13 protein-coding genes are annotated in these 14,895 nt (G+C 63.2%); 2 read left to right on the top strand and 11 right to left on the bottom strand.

Annotation, left to right across the window (positions count from 1 at the left end):
• Positions 1-37: 37 nt before the first annotated feature.
• From ACVJNE_RS12525 to ACVJNE_RS12500, 6 genes are all read right to left on the bottom strand, one after another.
• Positions 38-1,201 (bottom strand): isovaleryl-CoA dehydrogenase, encoded by a 1,164-nt coding sequence (locus tag ACVJNE_RS12525; protein WP_499565989.1) that lies wholly within the window; start codon positions 1,199-1,201, stop codon positions 38-40.
• An 11-nt stretch (positions 1,202-1,212) separates the two neighbouring features.
• The gene (locus ACVJNE_RS12520; RefSeq protein ID WP_499565987.1) at positions 1,213-1,812 is read right to left on the bottom strand and encodes a TetR/AcrR family transcriptional regulator; all 600 of its coding nucleotides are present in this window, start codon (positions 1,810-1,812) and stop codon (positions 1,213-1,215) included.
• Between the two features lie 118 nt (positions 1,813-1,930).
• Positions 1,931-3,040 (bottom strand): pyridoxal phosphate-dependent aminotransferase, encoded by a 1,110-nt coding sequence (locus ACVJNE_RS12515; protein WP_499566474.1) that lies wholly within the window; start codon positions 3,038-3,040, stop codon positions 1,931-1,933.
• A 33-nt stretch (positions 3,041-3,073) separates the two neighbouring features.
• Complete coding sequence (locus ACVJNE_RS12510) at positions 3,074-4,249, bottom strand: serine hydrolase domain-containing protein (protein WP_499565985.1); 1,176 nt, start codon at positions 4,247-4,249, stop codon at positions 3,074-3,076.
• 122 nt (positions 4,250-4,371) lie between these two features.
• Positions 4,372-5,397, bottom strand: coding sequence for a porin (locus tag ACVJNE_RS12505; RefSeq protein WP_421929286.1), 1,026 nt, complete (start codon positions 5,395-5,397; stop codon positions 4,372-4,374).
• A 42-nt stretch (positions 5,398-5,439) separates the two neighbouring features.
• Positions 5,440-5,754 (bottom strand): hypothetical protein, encoded by a 315-nt coding sequence (locus ACVJNE_RS12500; RefSeq protein WP_499565983.1) that lies wholly within the window; start codon positions 5,752-5,754, stop codon positions 5,440-5,442.
• 51 nt (positions 5,755-5,805) lie between these two features.
• Between ACVJNE_RS12500 and wecC the strand changes: the two genes are divergently transcribed.
• Together wecC and ACVJNE_RS12490 are read left to right on the top strand one after the other, a co-directional pair.
• On the top strand, positions 5,806-7,077 hold the full coding sequence (wecC, locus tag ACVJNE_RS12495) for a UDP-N-acetyl-D-mannosamine dehydrogenase (RefSeq protein WP_499565981.1): 1,272 nt from the start codon (positions 5,806-5,808) through the stop codon (positions 7,075-7,077).
• An 88-nt stretch (positions 7,078-7,165) separates the two neighbouring features.
• Complete coding sequence (locus ACVJNE_RS12490; protein WP_499566473.1) at positions 7,166-8,530, top strand: nucleotide sugar dehydrogenase; 1,365 nt, start codon at positions 7,166-7,168, stop codon at positions 8,528-8,530.
• A gap of 18 nt (positions 8,531-8,548) precedes the next feature.
• Here ACVJNE_RS12490 and ACVJNE_RS12485 read toward each other — a convergent pair whose 3' ends face one another.
• The 5 genes from ACVJNE_RS12485 to ACVJNE_RS12465 all read right to left on the bottom strand — a co-directional run bounded on the left by ACVJNE_RS12485 (position 8,549) and on the right by ACVJNE_RS12465 (position 14,311).
• The gene (locus ACVJNE_RS12485) at positions 8,549-10,192 is read right to left on the bottom strand and encodes an ABC transporter substrate-binding protein (protein ID WP_499565979.1); all 1,644 of its coding nucleotides are present in this window, start codon (positions 10,190-10,192) and stop codon (positions 8,549-8,551) included.
• Between the two features lie 115 nt (positions 10,193-10,307).
• Positions 10,308-11,246, bottom strand: a complete 939-nt coding sequence (locus ACVJNE_RS12480; RefSeq protein ID WP_499565977.1) for an alpha/beta hydrolase fold domain-containing protein — start codon at positions 11,244-11,246, stop codon at positions 10,308-10,310.
• Positions 11,247-11,264: 18 nt separating this feature from the next.
• Positions 11,265-11,948, bottom strand: coding sequence for an isochorismatase family protein (locus tag ACVJNE_RS12475; protein WP_499565975.1), 684 nt, complete (start codon positions 11,946-11,948; stop codon positions 11,265-11,267).
• On the bottom strand, positions 11,945-13,252 hold the full coding sequence (locus tag ACVJNE_RS12470) for a M24 family metallopeptidase (protein WP_499565973.1): 1,308 nt from the start codon (positions 13,250-13,252) through the stop codon (positions 11,945-11,947). The genes ACVJNE_RS12475 and ACVJNE_RS12470 overlap by 4 nt, the downstream gene beginning before the upstream one ends.
• Before the next feature lie 99 nt (positions 13,253-13,351).
• Positions 13,352-14,311, bottom strand: a complete 960-nt coding sequence (locus tag ACVJNE_RS12465; protein WP_499566471.1) for a GlxA family transcriptional regulator — start codon at positions 14,309-14,311, stop codon at positions 13,352-13,354.
• Between the last annotated feature and the right edge of the window lie 584 nt (positions 14,312-14,895).

Below are 14,895 nucleotides of genomic sequence, written 5' to 3'. Positions count from 1 at the left end.
TGTTGGAAATGAAGAACTAGAGCGCCAAGGCCCGACGTCACGCAGACTCCCCCATCATCTCCCGGCCGATCAGCCAGCGGCGGATCTCGCTCGTGCCCGCGCCGATCTCGTAGAGCTTGGCATCGCGCAGCAGGCGGCCGGTCGGGTAGTCGTTGATGTAGCCGTTGCCGCCGAGAAGCTGGATCGCGTCGAGCGCGGTCTGCGTCGCCTTCTCGGCCGCGTAGAGGATGCAGCCGGCCGCATCCTTGCGCGTGGTCTCCTTGCGGTCGCAGGCCGCCGCGACGGCATAGACATAGGCCCGGCAGGCGTTCATCGTGGTGTACATGTCGGCGAGCTTGCCCTGCACGAGCTGGAACTCGCCGATCGCGCTGCCGAACTGGCGCCGTTCCTGCGTATAGGGGATCGCAACATCGAGAGCGGCTGCCATGATGCCGAGCGGCCCGCCCGACAGCACGACGCGTTCGTAGTCTAGCCCGGACATCAGCACCTCGACGCCCTTGCCCTCCTCGTAAAGCACATTCTCGAACGGAACCTCGACATCCTCGAACACCAGCTCGCCGGTGTCGGAGCCGCGCATGCCCAGCTTGTCGAGCTTCTGAGCGACCGAGAACCCCTTCATCTCGCGCTCGATGAGGAAAGCGGTAATGCCGCGCGAACCCATCGTCGGCTCAGTTTTGGCATAGACGACCAGAGTGTTTGCCGCGGGGCCGTTGGTGATCCACATCTTGGAGCCGTTGAGCACGTAGCGGTCGTTCTTCTTGTCGGCCCGCAGCTTCATCGACACCACGTCCGATCCCGAGCCGGTCTCCGACATCGCCAGCGCGCCGACAGCCTCGCCCGAACAGAGCGAAGGCAGATACTTTTCCTTTTGCTCCTGCGTGCCCCAACGGTTGATCTGGTTGACGCACAGATTGGAGTGCGCGCCATAGGAAAGCCCGACGGACGCGGACGCGCGGCTGATCTCCTCCATCGCGATGACATGAGCGAGATAACCCATGCCGGTGCCGCCGAAGTCAGGGTCGGCCGTCATGCCGAGCAGGCCGAGCGCACCCATTTCACCCCACAGATGGGCCGGAAATTCGTTGGAACGATCGATCTCGCCGGCGATCGGCGCGATCTGCTCCTGGGCGAAGCGGCGCACCATGTCGCGCATCGCGTCGATATCCTCGCCGAGGCCGAAATTCATCGAATGGTCGTACATCGTCTCTCCCCTTATGCGTTGCGCGCGCCGACGAGGCGCATCGTCATCTTGTGATAGGTATCCGTCACTTCGGCGACGGAAAGGCGTTCGTCCGGGCGGAACCAGACGATCACGCCGGTGACCATCTGGATGATGGCCATCGCTGTCAGCGTCACGTCCTCGACCGTGAAGAGCCCGGCATCGGCACCTTGCCGCAGGATTTGCCGCAGTTCCTTTTCATAGCCAGCGCGCAGGCGCAGGATCGTAGACAGGCGATCCCGCGACAACGACCGCAACTCCATGTTGTTGACGTGGGTCGAGTGCCGCCGCTTCACATGGAAGTCGATATGGTTGCGCACGAAGGCGGCAAGCAGGGCGGTAGCATTCCCGGAAGCCGGCCGGGCGGTTTCCCAGCTTGCGACGAGCGCGTTCATATGCGCCGCCATAAGGTCGTAGAGCAGGTCTTCCTTGGTCGGGAAATAGCGATAGAGCGCTGCCGGTTGTACGCCCACCTCGGCGGCGAGCTGGCGCATCGACACCGCTTCGTAGCCGTAGCGCGCGATAAGGTTCACGGCGGCATCGCGGATCGCCGCCTGCGTCCTTTCACCGTCCGATCCTGCCGTTCGCGCCATCATCTTCTCCGGATGGTCAGATAATAAAACGAACGTTCAATTAATTCAAGGGGCAGGTGTGAAGCCGCCGCGCTCGGTTCCACGATGAGCCTAACCTTAGGATATGCGGATTGCTCGCCTAGCCGCGCGAGGCTGCGAGTGCTTCCGGCAACATTTGCTCGAACAGGTCGATCTCGGCCTCCGGGCCGACGCTAACCCGGATGCAGCGATCGAGCACTGGCGCCATCGGCTTGCGCACGAACACGTCGCGCGCGATGAGCGCCTGCATGACCTTGAGCGCGAAAGCACTGTCCCCGCCGCAGTCGAAGGTGACGAAGTTCGTGGCAGAGGGAAGCGGCTTCAGGCCGTTGGCCTCCGCGATCGCTGCGATCCGGTCACGGCATGCGGCGACTGAATCGATCACGGAGTGGAGGTATTCCTGATCGGCGAGAGCGGCCAGCGCCGCGGTCTGCGCGATCCTGTTGACGCCGAAATGGTTGCGAACCTTGTCAAAGGCCCGGATCGTCTCCGCTTCGCCTATGGCATAGCCGCAGCGTAGGCCGGCAAGGCCATAGGCCTTGGAGAAGGTACGCATCCGCAGGACGTTGGGTCGCCCGACATCGAGCGGCGGTATGGCCGAGGCCGGCGCGGTTTCGCCATAGGCTTCGTCAAGAACCAGCAGGGTCGTTTCCGGCAGGGCCTCAATCAGCCGCGAGATTTCCGCAGCCTCCCACCATGTGCCCATCGGGTTGTCGGGGTTGGAGAGATAGACCAGCGGCGCATTTTCGCGCCGCGCAGCATCGGCAAGTCCCTGGAGATGTTCGCGGTCATCCAGGTAGGGAACGCTGACCAGGCGGCCGCCGAAGCCCGCCACGTGGTAGTTGAAGGTGGGATACGCGCCGAGCGAGGTCACCACCGGCTGCCCCGGCTCGACGAACAGCCGCACGACCAGCCCGAGCAGCCCGTCGATCCCTTCGCCGACGGTGATGTTTTCCGCCGCGACCCCGAGATGAGCGGCCAGTGCCGCCTTCAGGTCGTGGTTCTCCGGGTCGGCGTATTTCCATACGTCGCCCGCCGCCTCGGCAATGGCCGCCTTGACCGCGGGCGAGGGGCCGAAGCCGCTTTCATTGGCGCCGATGCGCGCGCGGAAAGGGCGCCCGCGCTGGCGTTCCTGCGCTTCCGGGCCGACGAAAGGCACAGTGGCGGGCAATGTTGCGGCAAGGGCGGTAAGGGCAGGGCGGTTCATGATCGGGAGGCTTGAGCAGGTTGCGGATGCTGCGCTTTACAGCGTTTCGTAGGCTTTGGCGATCTGCGAAAGCATCGTGACTTCGAGCGCGGTGGCATCGTCGTCGCTGGCATCGGGGCGTGACGATGTCTTGGCGATGACCACGCGGCTTTGCGGATCGGCCCAAAGCCACTGGCCGTGTATGCCGACCGCAGCGAGCGTGCCGCGGCCATCGCCGACATCGTACCAGCACGAGCGATAGCGCCCGTTATCGAACATGTCTGCGAAATTGCCGTCCACCCAGGCTTGCCGGTCGCCATTGGTGCGCATGTCGTCGATCCAGTCGCGCGGGATGACGCGCGTACCGTCGGCCGTGCGACCATCGTTCATCACGAGTTGACCCAGCCGGGCAAGATCGCGTGTGGTGATGCAGACGCCACCCGCAGCCCGCGCGGTGCCGACCCGATCGACCGTGACGCTGGCGGCGCCCCGCGCGCCCATTGCTCGCCAGAGGCGGTTCGCCAGGTAAAGATGATAGCGCACGCCCGTCGCGCGCTCGACGACGAGGCCGAGCAGGTCCGTATTAGGGGAGGCGTAGTAGAACTGCCTGCCATGACCGTGCCCGCGCCGGCCGAGCGTGGCGAGGAACGCTTCCATCGTTTCCGGTTGGCTGTCGCCGCGCTCCGGGTTCCACAACATCGCGCGGCGATAGCGGTCGAACGCCCCGCCGTCGTCGAGGTATTCCTCGTCGAAATCGAGGTCGACGGTCATGTCGAGCAGGTCGCGGACGCGCGCATCGCCGTAGGTGGAGCCCTTCATCGAAGGGACGTATTGCGCAACCAGCGCATCCGGGTCCAGCAGACCTTCGCCGGCAGCGATCCCGGCGAGTAGGCCGGTGACCGACTTGCTGATCGAGAAGATGACGTGTGGCCGTGCCGGATCGGCGTTCTCCGCAAGCCATTCCGCGATCACGGCACCGTCGCGCATGACCACCAGATGATCCGTGTGAGAGCGTTCCATGTGAGCCAGTGCTCCGATGGATCCCCCGTCGATGTCTTCGAGGGAAAGCTCTTGCAGGCCCGCCGGGCCGGGCGAGGGGGCTTCGTGTCCGGACGCCGGGGCAATCTCGGCGGTTGGAACGAACTCGGCCACGTGCTGGAAGCTGTAGCGGCTGAACGGGTGCGTTCTCCAGTCGGCAAGCGTGATGTCGGAACGCTTGAAACTGTCGGTCATCGCGAACTCCCCCGAATCCTGTCTTTGCAATCGCGCGCCGATTGGCGGCAGGCAGGCAGGCGGAGTCAACAAAAAAGCCCGGCGATCACCCGCCGGGCTTTCAAGAACGTGGAGTGTCGGGATCAGAAGCTGCGGGTCACGCGCAGCACGCCTTCCCAGCTATCGGCCCCGCCGGAAACCTTCGTGTAGCGAACCTCCGGCAGCACTTCGAGATTCTCGATCGGGGTCAGCGCGAGGCCGCCCTTTGCCTGCCAGGCGCTGTCGCCGCTGGTGGTTGCATCGAACCACTGCAGATAGCCGTTGACGGCAATCTTCTCGTTCAGCTTGACCTCGGCATGCGCCAGGATCGACCATTCCGAGGTCTCGCCGCTCCCAGGATTGACCGCCCCGTAAGTACCGCTCTCGCTGCTGCTGTAAAGTACGTGCACGCCGAGCGCGAACGGGTCGAAGTTCACGCGGCCCACGGCCTTTGCACCCCAGGAGTCGTCGGGATTGTCGTAGCCGACCATGCCGCCGATCGAGCCCCAGTCCTTGCGGTAGATCGCGCCGGTTTCGATATTCGGCTCGAACTGACCGGTTCCGGTCTCGACAGCCGCAATGACGGCTGAGAAGCCGTTGGCCGCCTCGTAGGTATAGGACACCTCGCCGCTATTGTAGATCTGGCCTGCGAAGTCGCCCTCGAACTCGCCCGGCGCGCCATAGTCGCCGAAGAACCGTGCATAGGGATTGTCTGTCTTGCCGACGAGCAGCGTGCCGCTGCCCATCTGAAGCTCCATGAAGAGCTGGTCGGCGTAGACATCATTGCCGTCGAGCGAATTCCATTCGAAGAAGAGATGCGCGAAGCCGCGCAGCGTGCCCCACTCCGTCTCGGAGCGAACATCGAAGCTGGGTGCGAAGCGGGCCGTCTTCGTGAAGACGTATGGCAGCCCTTCCTGCTTCACATAGTCCATCCGGTAGCGCATATAGCCGCCGATCTGAAGACAGGTCTCGGTTCCGGGGATATAGAAGAAGCCAGCGCCATAAACGTCGCATATGCGAACATATTCCATAGGTTCAGGCTCTGCATATACAACGGCGTCAGCCGCATGTACTGCCGAGATACCGGAAAGGGACGCAAGAGATGCAAGGATGGCGCCGCGGAATTTCATGAATTATCTCCGAATCGGAACAAGGTGTATCTGTTTCTTTGGTCATGGCCTGATGTGGGAAATAAAACGACTCTGCTCAGGCTTGTCATGAAGTGGAGATTTCAGAAATTTGGCCGGCTGGACAACAGAAATATCGAACGGATCGATTTCAACTGCAGAGGGAAAGTTGCGTGTTGCAGAAATGCTACGAATCGATGGCGCAAGAATAGGCAGATGCTGAATCCGCATGCCGAGGCGCCTGCGGCGCAAGGTCCGGGCGACCTTCCATGAAAAAGCTTCTAGCTCGGTTCCTGTCGATTGATGAACAGCGTCAATGCTGTTATCTGCACGCACTTCGAAGGGGCGGCGGGGCTTCAACCGGCTTCTGGCGACCGATCCGCGAGCGGAAGCTTCAGCAGAGTGGTATTGATGCCGTTTGAACGTATCTCCGTGGTGGGGCTGGGATATATCGGACTTCCCACCGCGGCGGTGTTTGCCAGCCGCAACAAGAAGGTCATCGGTGTTGATGTTGCCCCGCATGTGGTCGACACCATAAATGCCGGCGGGACCCATTTCGTGGAGCCCGATCTTGATGCTCTGGTGCATCGTGTGGTGAAGGACGGTTTCTTCCATGCCACGCTGACGCCGGAGGAGGCCGACGCCTTCGTGGTCGCCGTGCCGACACCGTTCCGCGACGCGACCGTGTCGCAGGTGCCCGAGCCGGATCTCAGCTACATAGAAGCCGTCAGCCGCATGATCGCGCCCGTGCTGCGGCCGGGCAATCTCGTGGTGCTCGAATCCACCTCGCCGGTCGGAGCTACCGAGCAGATGGCCGCGTGGTTTGCCGAGGAACGGCCGGACCTGACGTTTCCGCAGACGCATGGCGAGGCATCGGACGTCCGGATCGCTCATTGCCCCGAACGCGTGCTGCCGGGCCAGGTTCTGCGCGAACTGGTCGAGAACGATCGGGTGATCGGCGGCATGACACCGCGTTGCTCGGCAAGCGCCGTCGAACTCTACCGCCAGTTCGTCAAGGGCGAGTGCTTCGTCACCGATTGCCGGACGGCGGAAATGACGAAGCTCACCGAAAACAGCTTTCGCGACGTCAATATTGCTTTCGCCAACGAGCTGTCGCTGATCTGCGACCGCTTGGGCATCGACGTGTGGGAGTTGATCCGCATGGCCAACCGCCATCCGCGCGTCAATATCCTTCAGCCCGGCCCCGGTGTGGGAGGGCATTGCATTGCCGTCGATCCGTGGTTCATCGTCAGCGCTGCCCCCGAGCAGGCGCGGCTGATACGCCAGGCGCGCGAAGTCAACGATTCGAAGCCGCGCTGGGTCCTGTCCAGGGTGGATGCCGAAATCGAGGCCTGGACGGCCGAAAATCCCGGCTTGAAACCAATGGTTGCCTGCTTCGGCCTGGCATTCAAGCCGAACATAGACGACCTGCGCGAGAGCCCTGCGCTCGGTATTGCTCGCGCGCTGGCCGAGAAAGTGCGAGATCGCCTGATGGTGGTCGAGCCACATATCGCGAAACTGCCCGAAGGGTTGGGCGAGGCCACACTCGTGACCCCGCAGGACGCTTTCGCGAAGGCTGATATCTGCGTGCTCCTGGTGGACCACGACGCGTTCAAGTTCGGCGGCACGCCGGATCGCGACCGCGTCAGGATCGTCGACACCAGGGGAATATGGAAGGCATGATGCGCGTTCGGGAACGCAAGCGAGCTTGCGTTGCAGCCTGGAGGCTGTCGAGCGCGTGGTTCTATTGAGGAGATTTGTTTTGAACGAAATGAACAAGGGATCGGCGGCCGCAGTGGCCGACAGCGCGATTTATGAGAAGCTTCTGTCTTCCATCGGCTCGCGTGATGCGCGCGTCGGCATCGTGGGGCTCGGCTATGTCGGGCTTCCGCTGGCGGTGACGGCGACGAATGCCGGCTATGGCGTGATCGGGTTCGACATCGACGCGCAGCGCGTTGCCAAGGTGAACCGCGGCGAGACGGTCATCAAGCATATCGACGGTGCGCTCCTGGGCGATGCCATCGCCAAGGGCAAGTTCGAGGCTACAGCCGACTTCGCGCGGCTGGCAGAGGTCGATGCGATCCTGATCTGCGTGCCGACGCCGCTGACGCGCCATCGCGAACCGGACCTCTCCTTCGTGGTGGCCACGGCGCGCTCTGTCGCGGGCAGCCTGCGGGCCGGCCAGCTCGTGGTTCTGGAATCGACCACCTATCCCGGCACCACCGACGAGGTGCTGCGGCCGATCCTGGAAGAAGGCGGCCTGAAAAGCGGCCAGGACTTCTTCCTCGCCTTCTCGCCGGAGCGCGAGGATCCGGGTAATCCGGATTTCGGCACCTCCACGATCCCGAAGGTGGTGGGCGGCGACGGCGCACACGCGCTGGAACTGGCCAATACGCTTTACGGTGCTCTGGTGACGAAGACCGTGCCGGTGTCGTCCGCCGCGACGGCCGAGGCGGTGAAGCTGACGGAGAACATCTTCCGCGCCGTCAACATCGCGCTCGTGAACGAACTCAAGGTCGTCTACGAGGCGATGGGAATCGACGTGTGGGAAGTGATCGACGCGGCCAAGACCAAGCCGTTCGGCTTCATGCCGTTCTATCCGGGGCCGGGGCTTGGCGGTCACTGCATCCCGATCGACCCCTTCTACCTGACGTGGAAGGCGCGCGAATACGAGATCTCCACCCGCTTCGTGGAGCTTGCCGGCGAGATCAACACGGCCATGCCGCAGCGCGTGGTCAGCCAGTTGGCAAGGGCCATGGATTCAAGGCTCAAGCGCGGCCTCAACGGCGCGCGGATTCTGGTGCTTGGCATTGCCTACAAGAAGAATGTCGACGACATGCGCGAGAGCCCGTCGCTGCGGCTGATCGAGCTTCTGGAGGAGCGCGGGGCGGTGACCGCCTACCACGATCCTCACATTGCCCAGATCCCGCCGACGCGCGAGCATGCGCCACTGACCGGACGCCGCTCCGTGGCGCTGACGGCGCAGGAGGTGGCGGGCTATGACGCCGTGCTGATCGCCACCGATCACGATACCGTCGACTACGCCCTCGTTGTCGATAACGCAAAGCTCGTCGTCGACACCAGGAACGCATGCGCCAGGCGGGACCTGCCGAACACCAACGTCGTCAAGGCTTAAGACTCTCAGGGCTGCCGGCTAAGCTTCGAGCCAGACGTTTTCGAAATGCTGTTCGAGCGACTGATGTTGCTCGCAGCCTTTCACGCTGGCCTGGAACGAACGGAAGACCGAACGCCAGTAGGGCTGGATGATGATGCCCGAGTTGCGCAGGTTGGATTCGATCTTTTCCATGATTGCGCGGCGCTCGTCCGGGTCGGGCGTCGCCAGCGCCTCGTCCATAAGGGTGTCGAACTCAGCGTCGGAGTAGCCGCTTTCGTTCCAGGCGCCGCCCGAGCGATAGGCGAGCGCCAGCACCTGCACGCCTAGCGGACGGCCGAGCCATTCGGTGCACGAGAATGGGAATTTCGTCCAGTCGTTCCAGAACGTCGCTTCCGGCAGCACGGTGCGCCTCGTGTTGAGACCGGCTTCGCGCATCTGCCCGGCGATCGCGTCGGCGGTCGCTTTCTGCCAGTCGACATCCACCGAGATCAGTTCGTATTCGTGATTTTCCATGCCTGCTTCGGCAAGCAACGCCTTGGCCTGCTCGACATCGCGGACGTGGGGGCCAATGTCGGCGTATTCCTCATGCATCGGACCGACGTGGTGGTTCTCGCCCTGCTTGCCGCGACCGTCGATGCCCAGAAGAAGCACGGCCTCATTGCCGACTGCCAGCTGTGCGGCGCGACGAACGCGCGCGTCGCCATAGGGTTCCGCGCGAGCGCTGAAGCGGGCGACGATTGTGGAACCGGTGGCAATCTCCGAGGTCGTCAGGCCGATCCCCTCCACCTGATCCACCTGCTCGGCCGCCGTCTCGTGGTTGACATCGACTTCGCCCGCCTCGAAGGCGGACAGCGCCGCATTCGGATCGGTGCCGTAGTCGATCCAGCGAATCCCGTCGAGGTGGAAGTCACCGCGCCACCAGGGCGCATCCTTGCGGCGGACCTCCGCGCTCTCGCCGGTGTTCCACGACACCAGTTCGCATGGGCCGGTGGTAATCGCCAGTGCCTCAATCGGGTCTTCGCTCCCGTCGTAGCTGCGGTGCATGATGAGCCCGGGATAATCGGCCATGCCGGCTATCAGCGAGATGTCCGGCTTGGGCAGGTTCAGGCGGACAGTCATGTCGTCCAGCTTCTCGATCGCACCCTCGATCGCCTGCTTCGAGTCCGGGTCGATCAGAACGGACATGCGGTTCGCCATCGAATTGCCTTCGGCGGCGCTGTCGCACCAGCGGGTCAGGTTGTGGACGAGATCGTCGGCGTTGAAATCATCGCCATTGGACCATGTGATGCCGGAACGGACCTTCAAGGTTATGACGCGGGCGTCATCGCTCACTTCCCATGCCTCTAACAGCCAGGGCTCGAACGTGAAATCGCTGTTCCATCGCACCAGATACTCGTTGCACTGGCGCGCGATATTGGACATCTCGACCCCGTCGAAGGTGCGCGGGTCGCGCCAGTTCTTGACGGTCATTGAAACGCGCAGCGTTCCGCCCGTTTGCGGCTCCTGCGCGGCGGCGGGAGTGACTGCCAGGCCGCCAAGCGCACGCGCGCCTGAAGCGCTGACGCCGAGAGCGGCTAGCGAAGCAAGGAACTCGCGCCGGCCGATGCGGCCCGAGCGAAAGCTGCCGGTAACGGCTTCAGCCATAGGGTGAAGGGGTCGTTTCGTCAGCATGTACCTGCTCATGTCGCTCTCCGTCGATCTGGTTGGTGGGGCCGGATGGCTATCACGGCGGATCGTAGAGGTATCGTGGCAGCATGAGTGTGCATGAATCCGCAAATGATATGCGTCCAGCCGCGCGTTAGGACGCACTCATGGATTTCACGGCGTCGACTATGCGGTCGAAAGCGCTGGCCGCGCGGACTACACGGGTTCGCGCCCGCAAGAAGCTGTGAACCAGTCGGGGCTCGACCACACAAGTTGCATTCCCGCCGGCTGCACGGATCAGTTTGCAATAGAGCTCCCCCTCGTCCCGAAGCGGATCGAATTCAGGAACGGATACAAAGGTAGGTGGCAGGTCCGTGTAGTCGCTATCGCGCAGAGGGTTCACGGCCGGGTCAGCCGCATCCCCTGCTTCGCGCAGACGGATCGCCTGATAGTGGCCGATTTCGGCGGCAGAAAGCAGTGGCGCCTCGGCGTGCTCGCTGAATGACGGCAGGTCGCCGTGACTACCCAGACCGGGATAGACGAGCACAAGCCCGCATGGCCTTTCCGAATGGCGTCTCGTCGCTGCAGCAACCGCCGCGGCCAGCGAGCCACCAGCGCTTTCACCGAACAATATCGGAGACCGCCTAAACGTCCGCGCCGCCCACGCAAAGGCGGCCATCGCGTCATCGAAGGCCGCAGGGTGAAGGTGTTCCGGTGCGAGCCGATAGTCGACCGAGATCACGTCGACATCGGCGCGGCTGCACAGTTCGGCGCACATGTCGCCGTGGCTGTCCAGGTCGCCGAAGACAAACCCGCCTCCGTGGAAATAGAGGACCGTGGCCACGCCTTTCCGGCCGAGCGGTCGGTAGATGCGCAATCGTATGGCCCGGTCCGGAAACTCGAGTGCGGTATCGAGGATTTCGATGTCGGCAGGCGTGGGCGCGTGGAAGGTGCGGCACATCTCCTCGTAGACAGCCCTCTGGCGATCCAGCGGCTGCGCGTCCAGATCAGGCGGGAACCCCCGCTCGTGCGCCTCTATGAATGCAGCGAGGTCTGCATCCAGCAGGTGACGGTATCGGTCGAGTGCGGACATCGAGAGGCTCAGGGCTGCCTACAACGCATCGTAAAGTGCCGCAGCATCATCATACGCGAAGCGCAGCGGCACCGAGCCAACTACCTGCCAGGCGGAGACCGTCTCGCCGGCCATCAGCCTGCAAGCACCATCGGTGTCAGTGACGGCGCCGCCATAAAGCCGGTTGGCGATGTTGAGGACCGCCGTCTCGTGCATGGCGCGGCTGCCGCTCGAACAGGCATCCTTGACCAGGATTGCGCGAAAGCCCTGGTCCACGGCGTCCTTGACGGTCGCGGCGATGCAGGCCTCGGTCCAAACACCGCACACGAAAATCCATTGCAGGCCGTGAGCGCGGAAAAGCAGAGGCACATCGCCCTGCGCGAGGCTGCTGGCGTCAGTCTTGACGAGCACGAGTTCGTCGCCGGCCGGCCCGACTTCCGGGCAGATTGCCGACAGCGGATCGTTCACATCGCTGAAGGCAGAGCGGCCGTCTTCCATCATCGGATGAAAGGGCCGGTGCGTTCCGGCACCGGCATCCACCACATAGGCCGAGTGGTGAACGGCGATGGCGCGCTCCCGCGCCGTCGCCTGCAGGCGCTGGACGTTTTCGAGCACGCGGTCGAAGCCGTCGACCAGATAGCGGCTGTCCTGGCGGTGCTCTTCCTGCAGATCCACGCACAAAAGCGCACTTTGTGCGGGGTCGATCGTCAACGGCTTTCTCAAGCTGCACCACCTGCCAGAAACTCGTCCTCATAGGGGAACCGCGACAGAAGCTCGGTGCCGGTCTCGGTGATCAGTATCTCATCCTCGAGCTTGACGCCTTCGCTCCCGCCCTTCTCACCGATATAGCTTTCGACGGACACGACCATGCCCGGCTGGATGATGCCATCGCGACCGTAGGTTTCGTAGTCCATTGAATGGGCGATGAAGGGCGTTTCGCCATGCATACCGACGCCGTGCATGACCGAGGTGTAGCGCTGATCGACGAACCGGTCGGGAATCTTCCACGCCTTTTCGGCTATCTCGCGAAACGCCATGCCGGGCTTTACGATCGAGATATTGTGCTGAACCTGATCGTGGGCCATGCGGTAGAGCATCTTCTGGTAGTCGCTCGGCTTGCCGGGACCACAGCGGAAGGTGCGCGAGAAGTCGGAGTAGTAGCCGTAGCAGCCGATCGTGTCGGTATCGAGCGCGACCAGTTCGCCCGGCCTGATCTTGCGGCCGCTCGCCTCGTTGAACCACGGGTTGGTGCGCTGGCCGGAGGTGAGCAGGCGCGTCTCGATGAACTCGCCGCCCTGGCGGATGACCTCGCCATACATGATGGCGAACAACTCGTTCTCCGACACGCCCGGCTTGATCGCCTCGCGAACCGCGCAGACCGCGGCTTCCGCACCCGCCATCGAAGCGACGAGGCATTTGACCTCCTCCGGCGTCTTGATGGCGCGCACGGCGAGTATCTCGCCCTGGCAGTCCTTCACTTCGCAGCCGCGCTTTTCCAGTGCCAGAGCCTGGAGGTGGCTGCAGCGGTCTAGCCCCAGCTTCATCGAGCCGCCGCCGTGAGCCTTCAGCAACTCGGCGATTTCATCGGCGAAGGGACCGGCGGTTTCGTCGTCTCGTCCGGAGACCGACGACCATACCAGCTTCGACGGCCGCGCCTCGTCGACGGTGTCGAGCACCATGGAGACATGGTAGCTCTGGGGGTATTCGAACAGCACGATCGGCCCCTCGGCAGGCACGAAGAAATAGCGTGTCGAATTGCGCAGGAAATAGCCGAACATGTTGCGCGAACCGGTCGCGTAGCGCTGGTTGTACGGGTCGAACAGCACCAGCGCGCCATAGCCCGCATCCTTCATCCAGGCGCGCAGCTTCGTCAGCCGTCCCTTGCGCAGGGCATTCGCGTCAATGAAGGAGGGTTCGGTGTCGGAGAGCCACATGCCGCCCGCCGGGTCCGCAGCCGCCGGATGGCGCATGCGGTCCCTGAAGTCGACGTCTTCGGTGCTGTCCGGATCAAATACGACGATGCTCATTCATGCCTCCTGTAGGCGGCGATGATGATACCGGTCAGCTCGCTGGTTTGTGCCAGATTCCGCAAAAGAAAGCCCTGAAACCGCGAGACGGATCGGGAGTCATGCGCGGCGATAGGCACCGGGAGTTGCGCCATGCGTTTCGCGGAATGCGCGGGCGAAGCTGGACATGCTGGCAAAGCCGCAGGCCAGCGCTACCTCCCGTATCGGTAACGAGGAATGCGCCAGCAGGTCGGCGGCGCGGCGCAGACGCAATTGCCGGTAATAGGCGCTCGGCGCGACGGAGAGTTCCGTCTGGAACGCGCGCTCGAGCCTGTCGTTCGAGACCCCCAGCCGATGGGCCAGCGCCGCGATCGCAAGCCGGCCCTCCACCTCCTCCTCCATGATCGCGATTGCCGAGAGAACCAGTTCGTCGCGCACGCCGGTCCGCAGCCGAACAGGCATCAGCCGTCGGTCGACGCTGGAGCGCAGCGGCGAATGCACGAACCATTCAGCAACGCCGGCGGCAAGTTCGGCACCGTGATCGCCGGAAATGATCTCGAGCATCATGTCGAGGCTGCCGACACCGCCGGCCGAGGTAAAGCGGTTGCGGTCGACCACATAGAGATCGCGCTTCAGGTCGAGTTCCGGAAACGCCTCGTGGAATGCCGCCTGGCTGGTCCAGTGCAAAGTGCAGGCGTGGCCGTCGAGCAGGCCGGCGCGCGCCAGGAAGAACGCGCCATCGGCCACGGCCCCAATCGCGGCACCGCGACGAAGGCAGCGCCGGATCCATGCGGTGGCCTCCTTCGATACCACCTGATCCGCATCGCCGCCCGAGCAGACGACGACCCGGTCGACGATAGGAGCGTCCGCCACGCCATGGTCGGGCGCGATCAGAATTCCGTTCGACGCTCTCACCGGCTTGCTCGAAGGGCCGACCACGATCCACCGATAAAGCTGACGTTTGGCCAGCACATTGGCCGCGCGAAGCGGCTCGATGACCGAGCTGAACGCCATCATCGGAAATGCCGGAAACACGAACGCGGCGACCAGCAGTGTAGTCTCCCCGCTCGCCGCTGCCATGCTTTCGGGCATGCTCGGGTTCTGGAGTGGACGTGTCATATAGCTATGCCGCGCGATGGCTTGTAAATTTCGGTGTCGGAGGACGCCACGGGAAATGCGTTGCCGCAAGCTGGTCAAGGCATTACGGCGCAGGCTGGCAGATCCCGTCAGTCATATGGATCGTATAGAATGACGGCACCGTTATCTATCCACTTGCATAGCGCTCGCCGCTTCGCTCAGACGCTCGGCACGATGGTCGCCCGTCCAACGATATGGAACGGTGCCCACCTATCCACCGTTCGAGGATGGCATTTAGCCGGCGCTATCCAACTCCACATGGGTTGATGATTCGGTCGCGCCGTGCTTGGAGAACAGCAAGCTTGCCAACGCGAGGTTGGCATTGATTGAACTTGGCAGAGGCATTGCGGATGGCGACGGAAGAGCCACTTTCGAAAGAAGGACGCGATCTCAATATAAGATGTAAGTCGATGGCCTTCTACGAGGCCAGGTTGAATAGCCCCTAGATTTGTGGACGCCTTCTTCCCTAAATTTGAGGCAAGGAGGCCATGATGGGGACCGGCAATTTCAGTGACGAGTTCAAGCGC

It is taken from the genome of Mesorhizobium sp. DxT, from assembly GCF_058448885.1.
Note: the sequence above shows the minus strand (reverse complement) of the source record. Positions and strands in the feature narration are given on the sequence as shown.

Coding starts and splice junctions, on each gene's coding strand:
- ACVJNE_RS12525 (WP_499565989.1), bottom strand. CDS start 1,201: ATGTACGACCATTCGATGAATTTCGGCCTCGGCGAGGATATCGACGCG.
- ACVJNE_RS12520 (WP_499565987.1), bottom strand. CDS start 1,812: ATGGCGCGAACGGCAGGATCGGACGGTGAAAGGACGCAGGCGGCGATC.
- ACVJNE_RS12510 (WP_499565985.1), bottom strand. CDS start 4,249: ATGACCGACAGTTTCAAGCGTTCCGACATCACGCTTGCCGACTGGAGA.
- ACVJNE_RS12505 (WP_421929286.1), bottom strand. CDS start 5,397: ATGAAATTCCGCGGCGCCATCCTTGCATCTCTTGCGTCCCTTTCCGGT.
- wecC (WP_499565981.1), top strand. CDS start 5,806: ATGCCGTTTGAACGTATCTCCGTGGTGGGGCTGGGATATATCGGACTT.
- ACVJNE_RS12490 (WP_499566473.1), top strand. CDS start 7,166: ATGAACAAGGGATCGGCGGCCGCAGTGGCCGACAGCGCGATTTATGAG.
- ACVJNE_RS12485 (WP_499565979.1), bottom strand. CDS start 10,192: ATGAGCAGGTACATGCTGACGAAACGACCCCTTCACCCTATGGCTGAA.
- ACVJNE_RS12480 (WP_499565977.1), bottom strand. CDS start 11,246: ATGTCCGCACTCGACCGATACCGTCACCTGCTGGATGCAGACCTCGCT.
- ACVJNE_RS12470 (WP_499565973.1), bottom strand. CDS start 13,252: ATGAGCATCGTCGTATTTGATCCGGACAGCACCGAAGACGTCGACTTC.
- ACVJNE_RS12465 (WP_499566471.1), bottom strand. CDS start 14,311: ATGGCAGCGGCGAGCGGGGAGACTACACTGCTGGTCGCCGCGTTCGTG.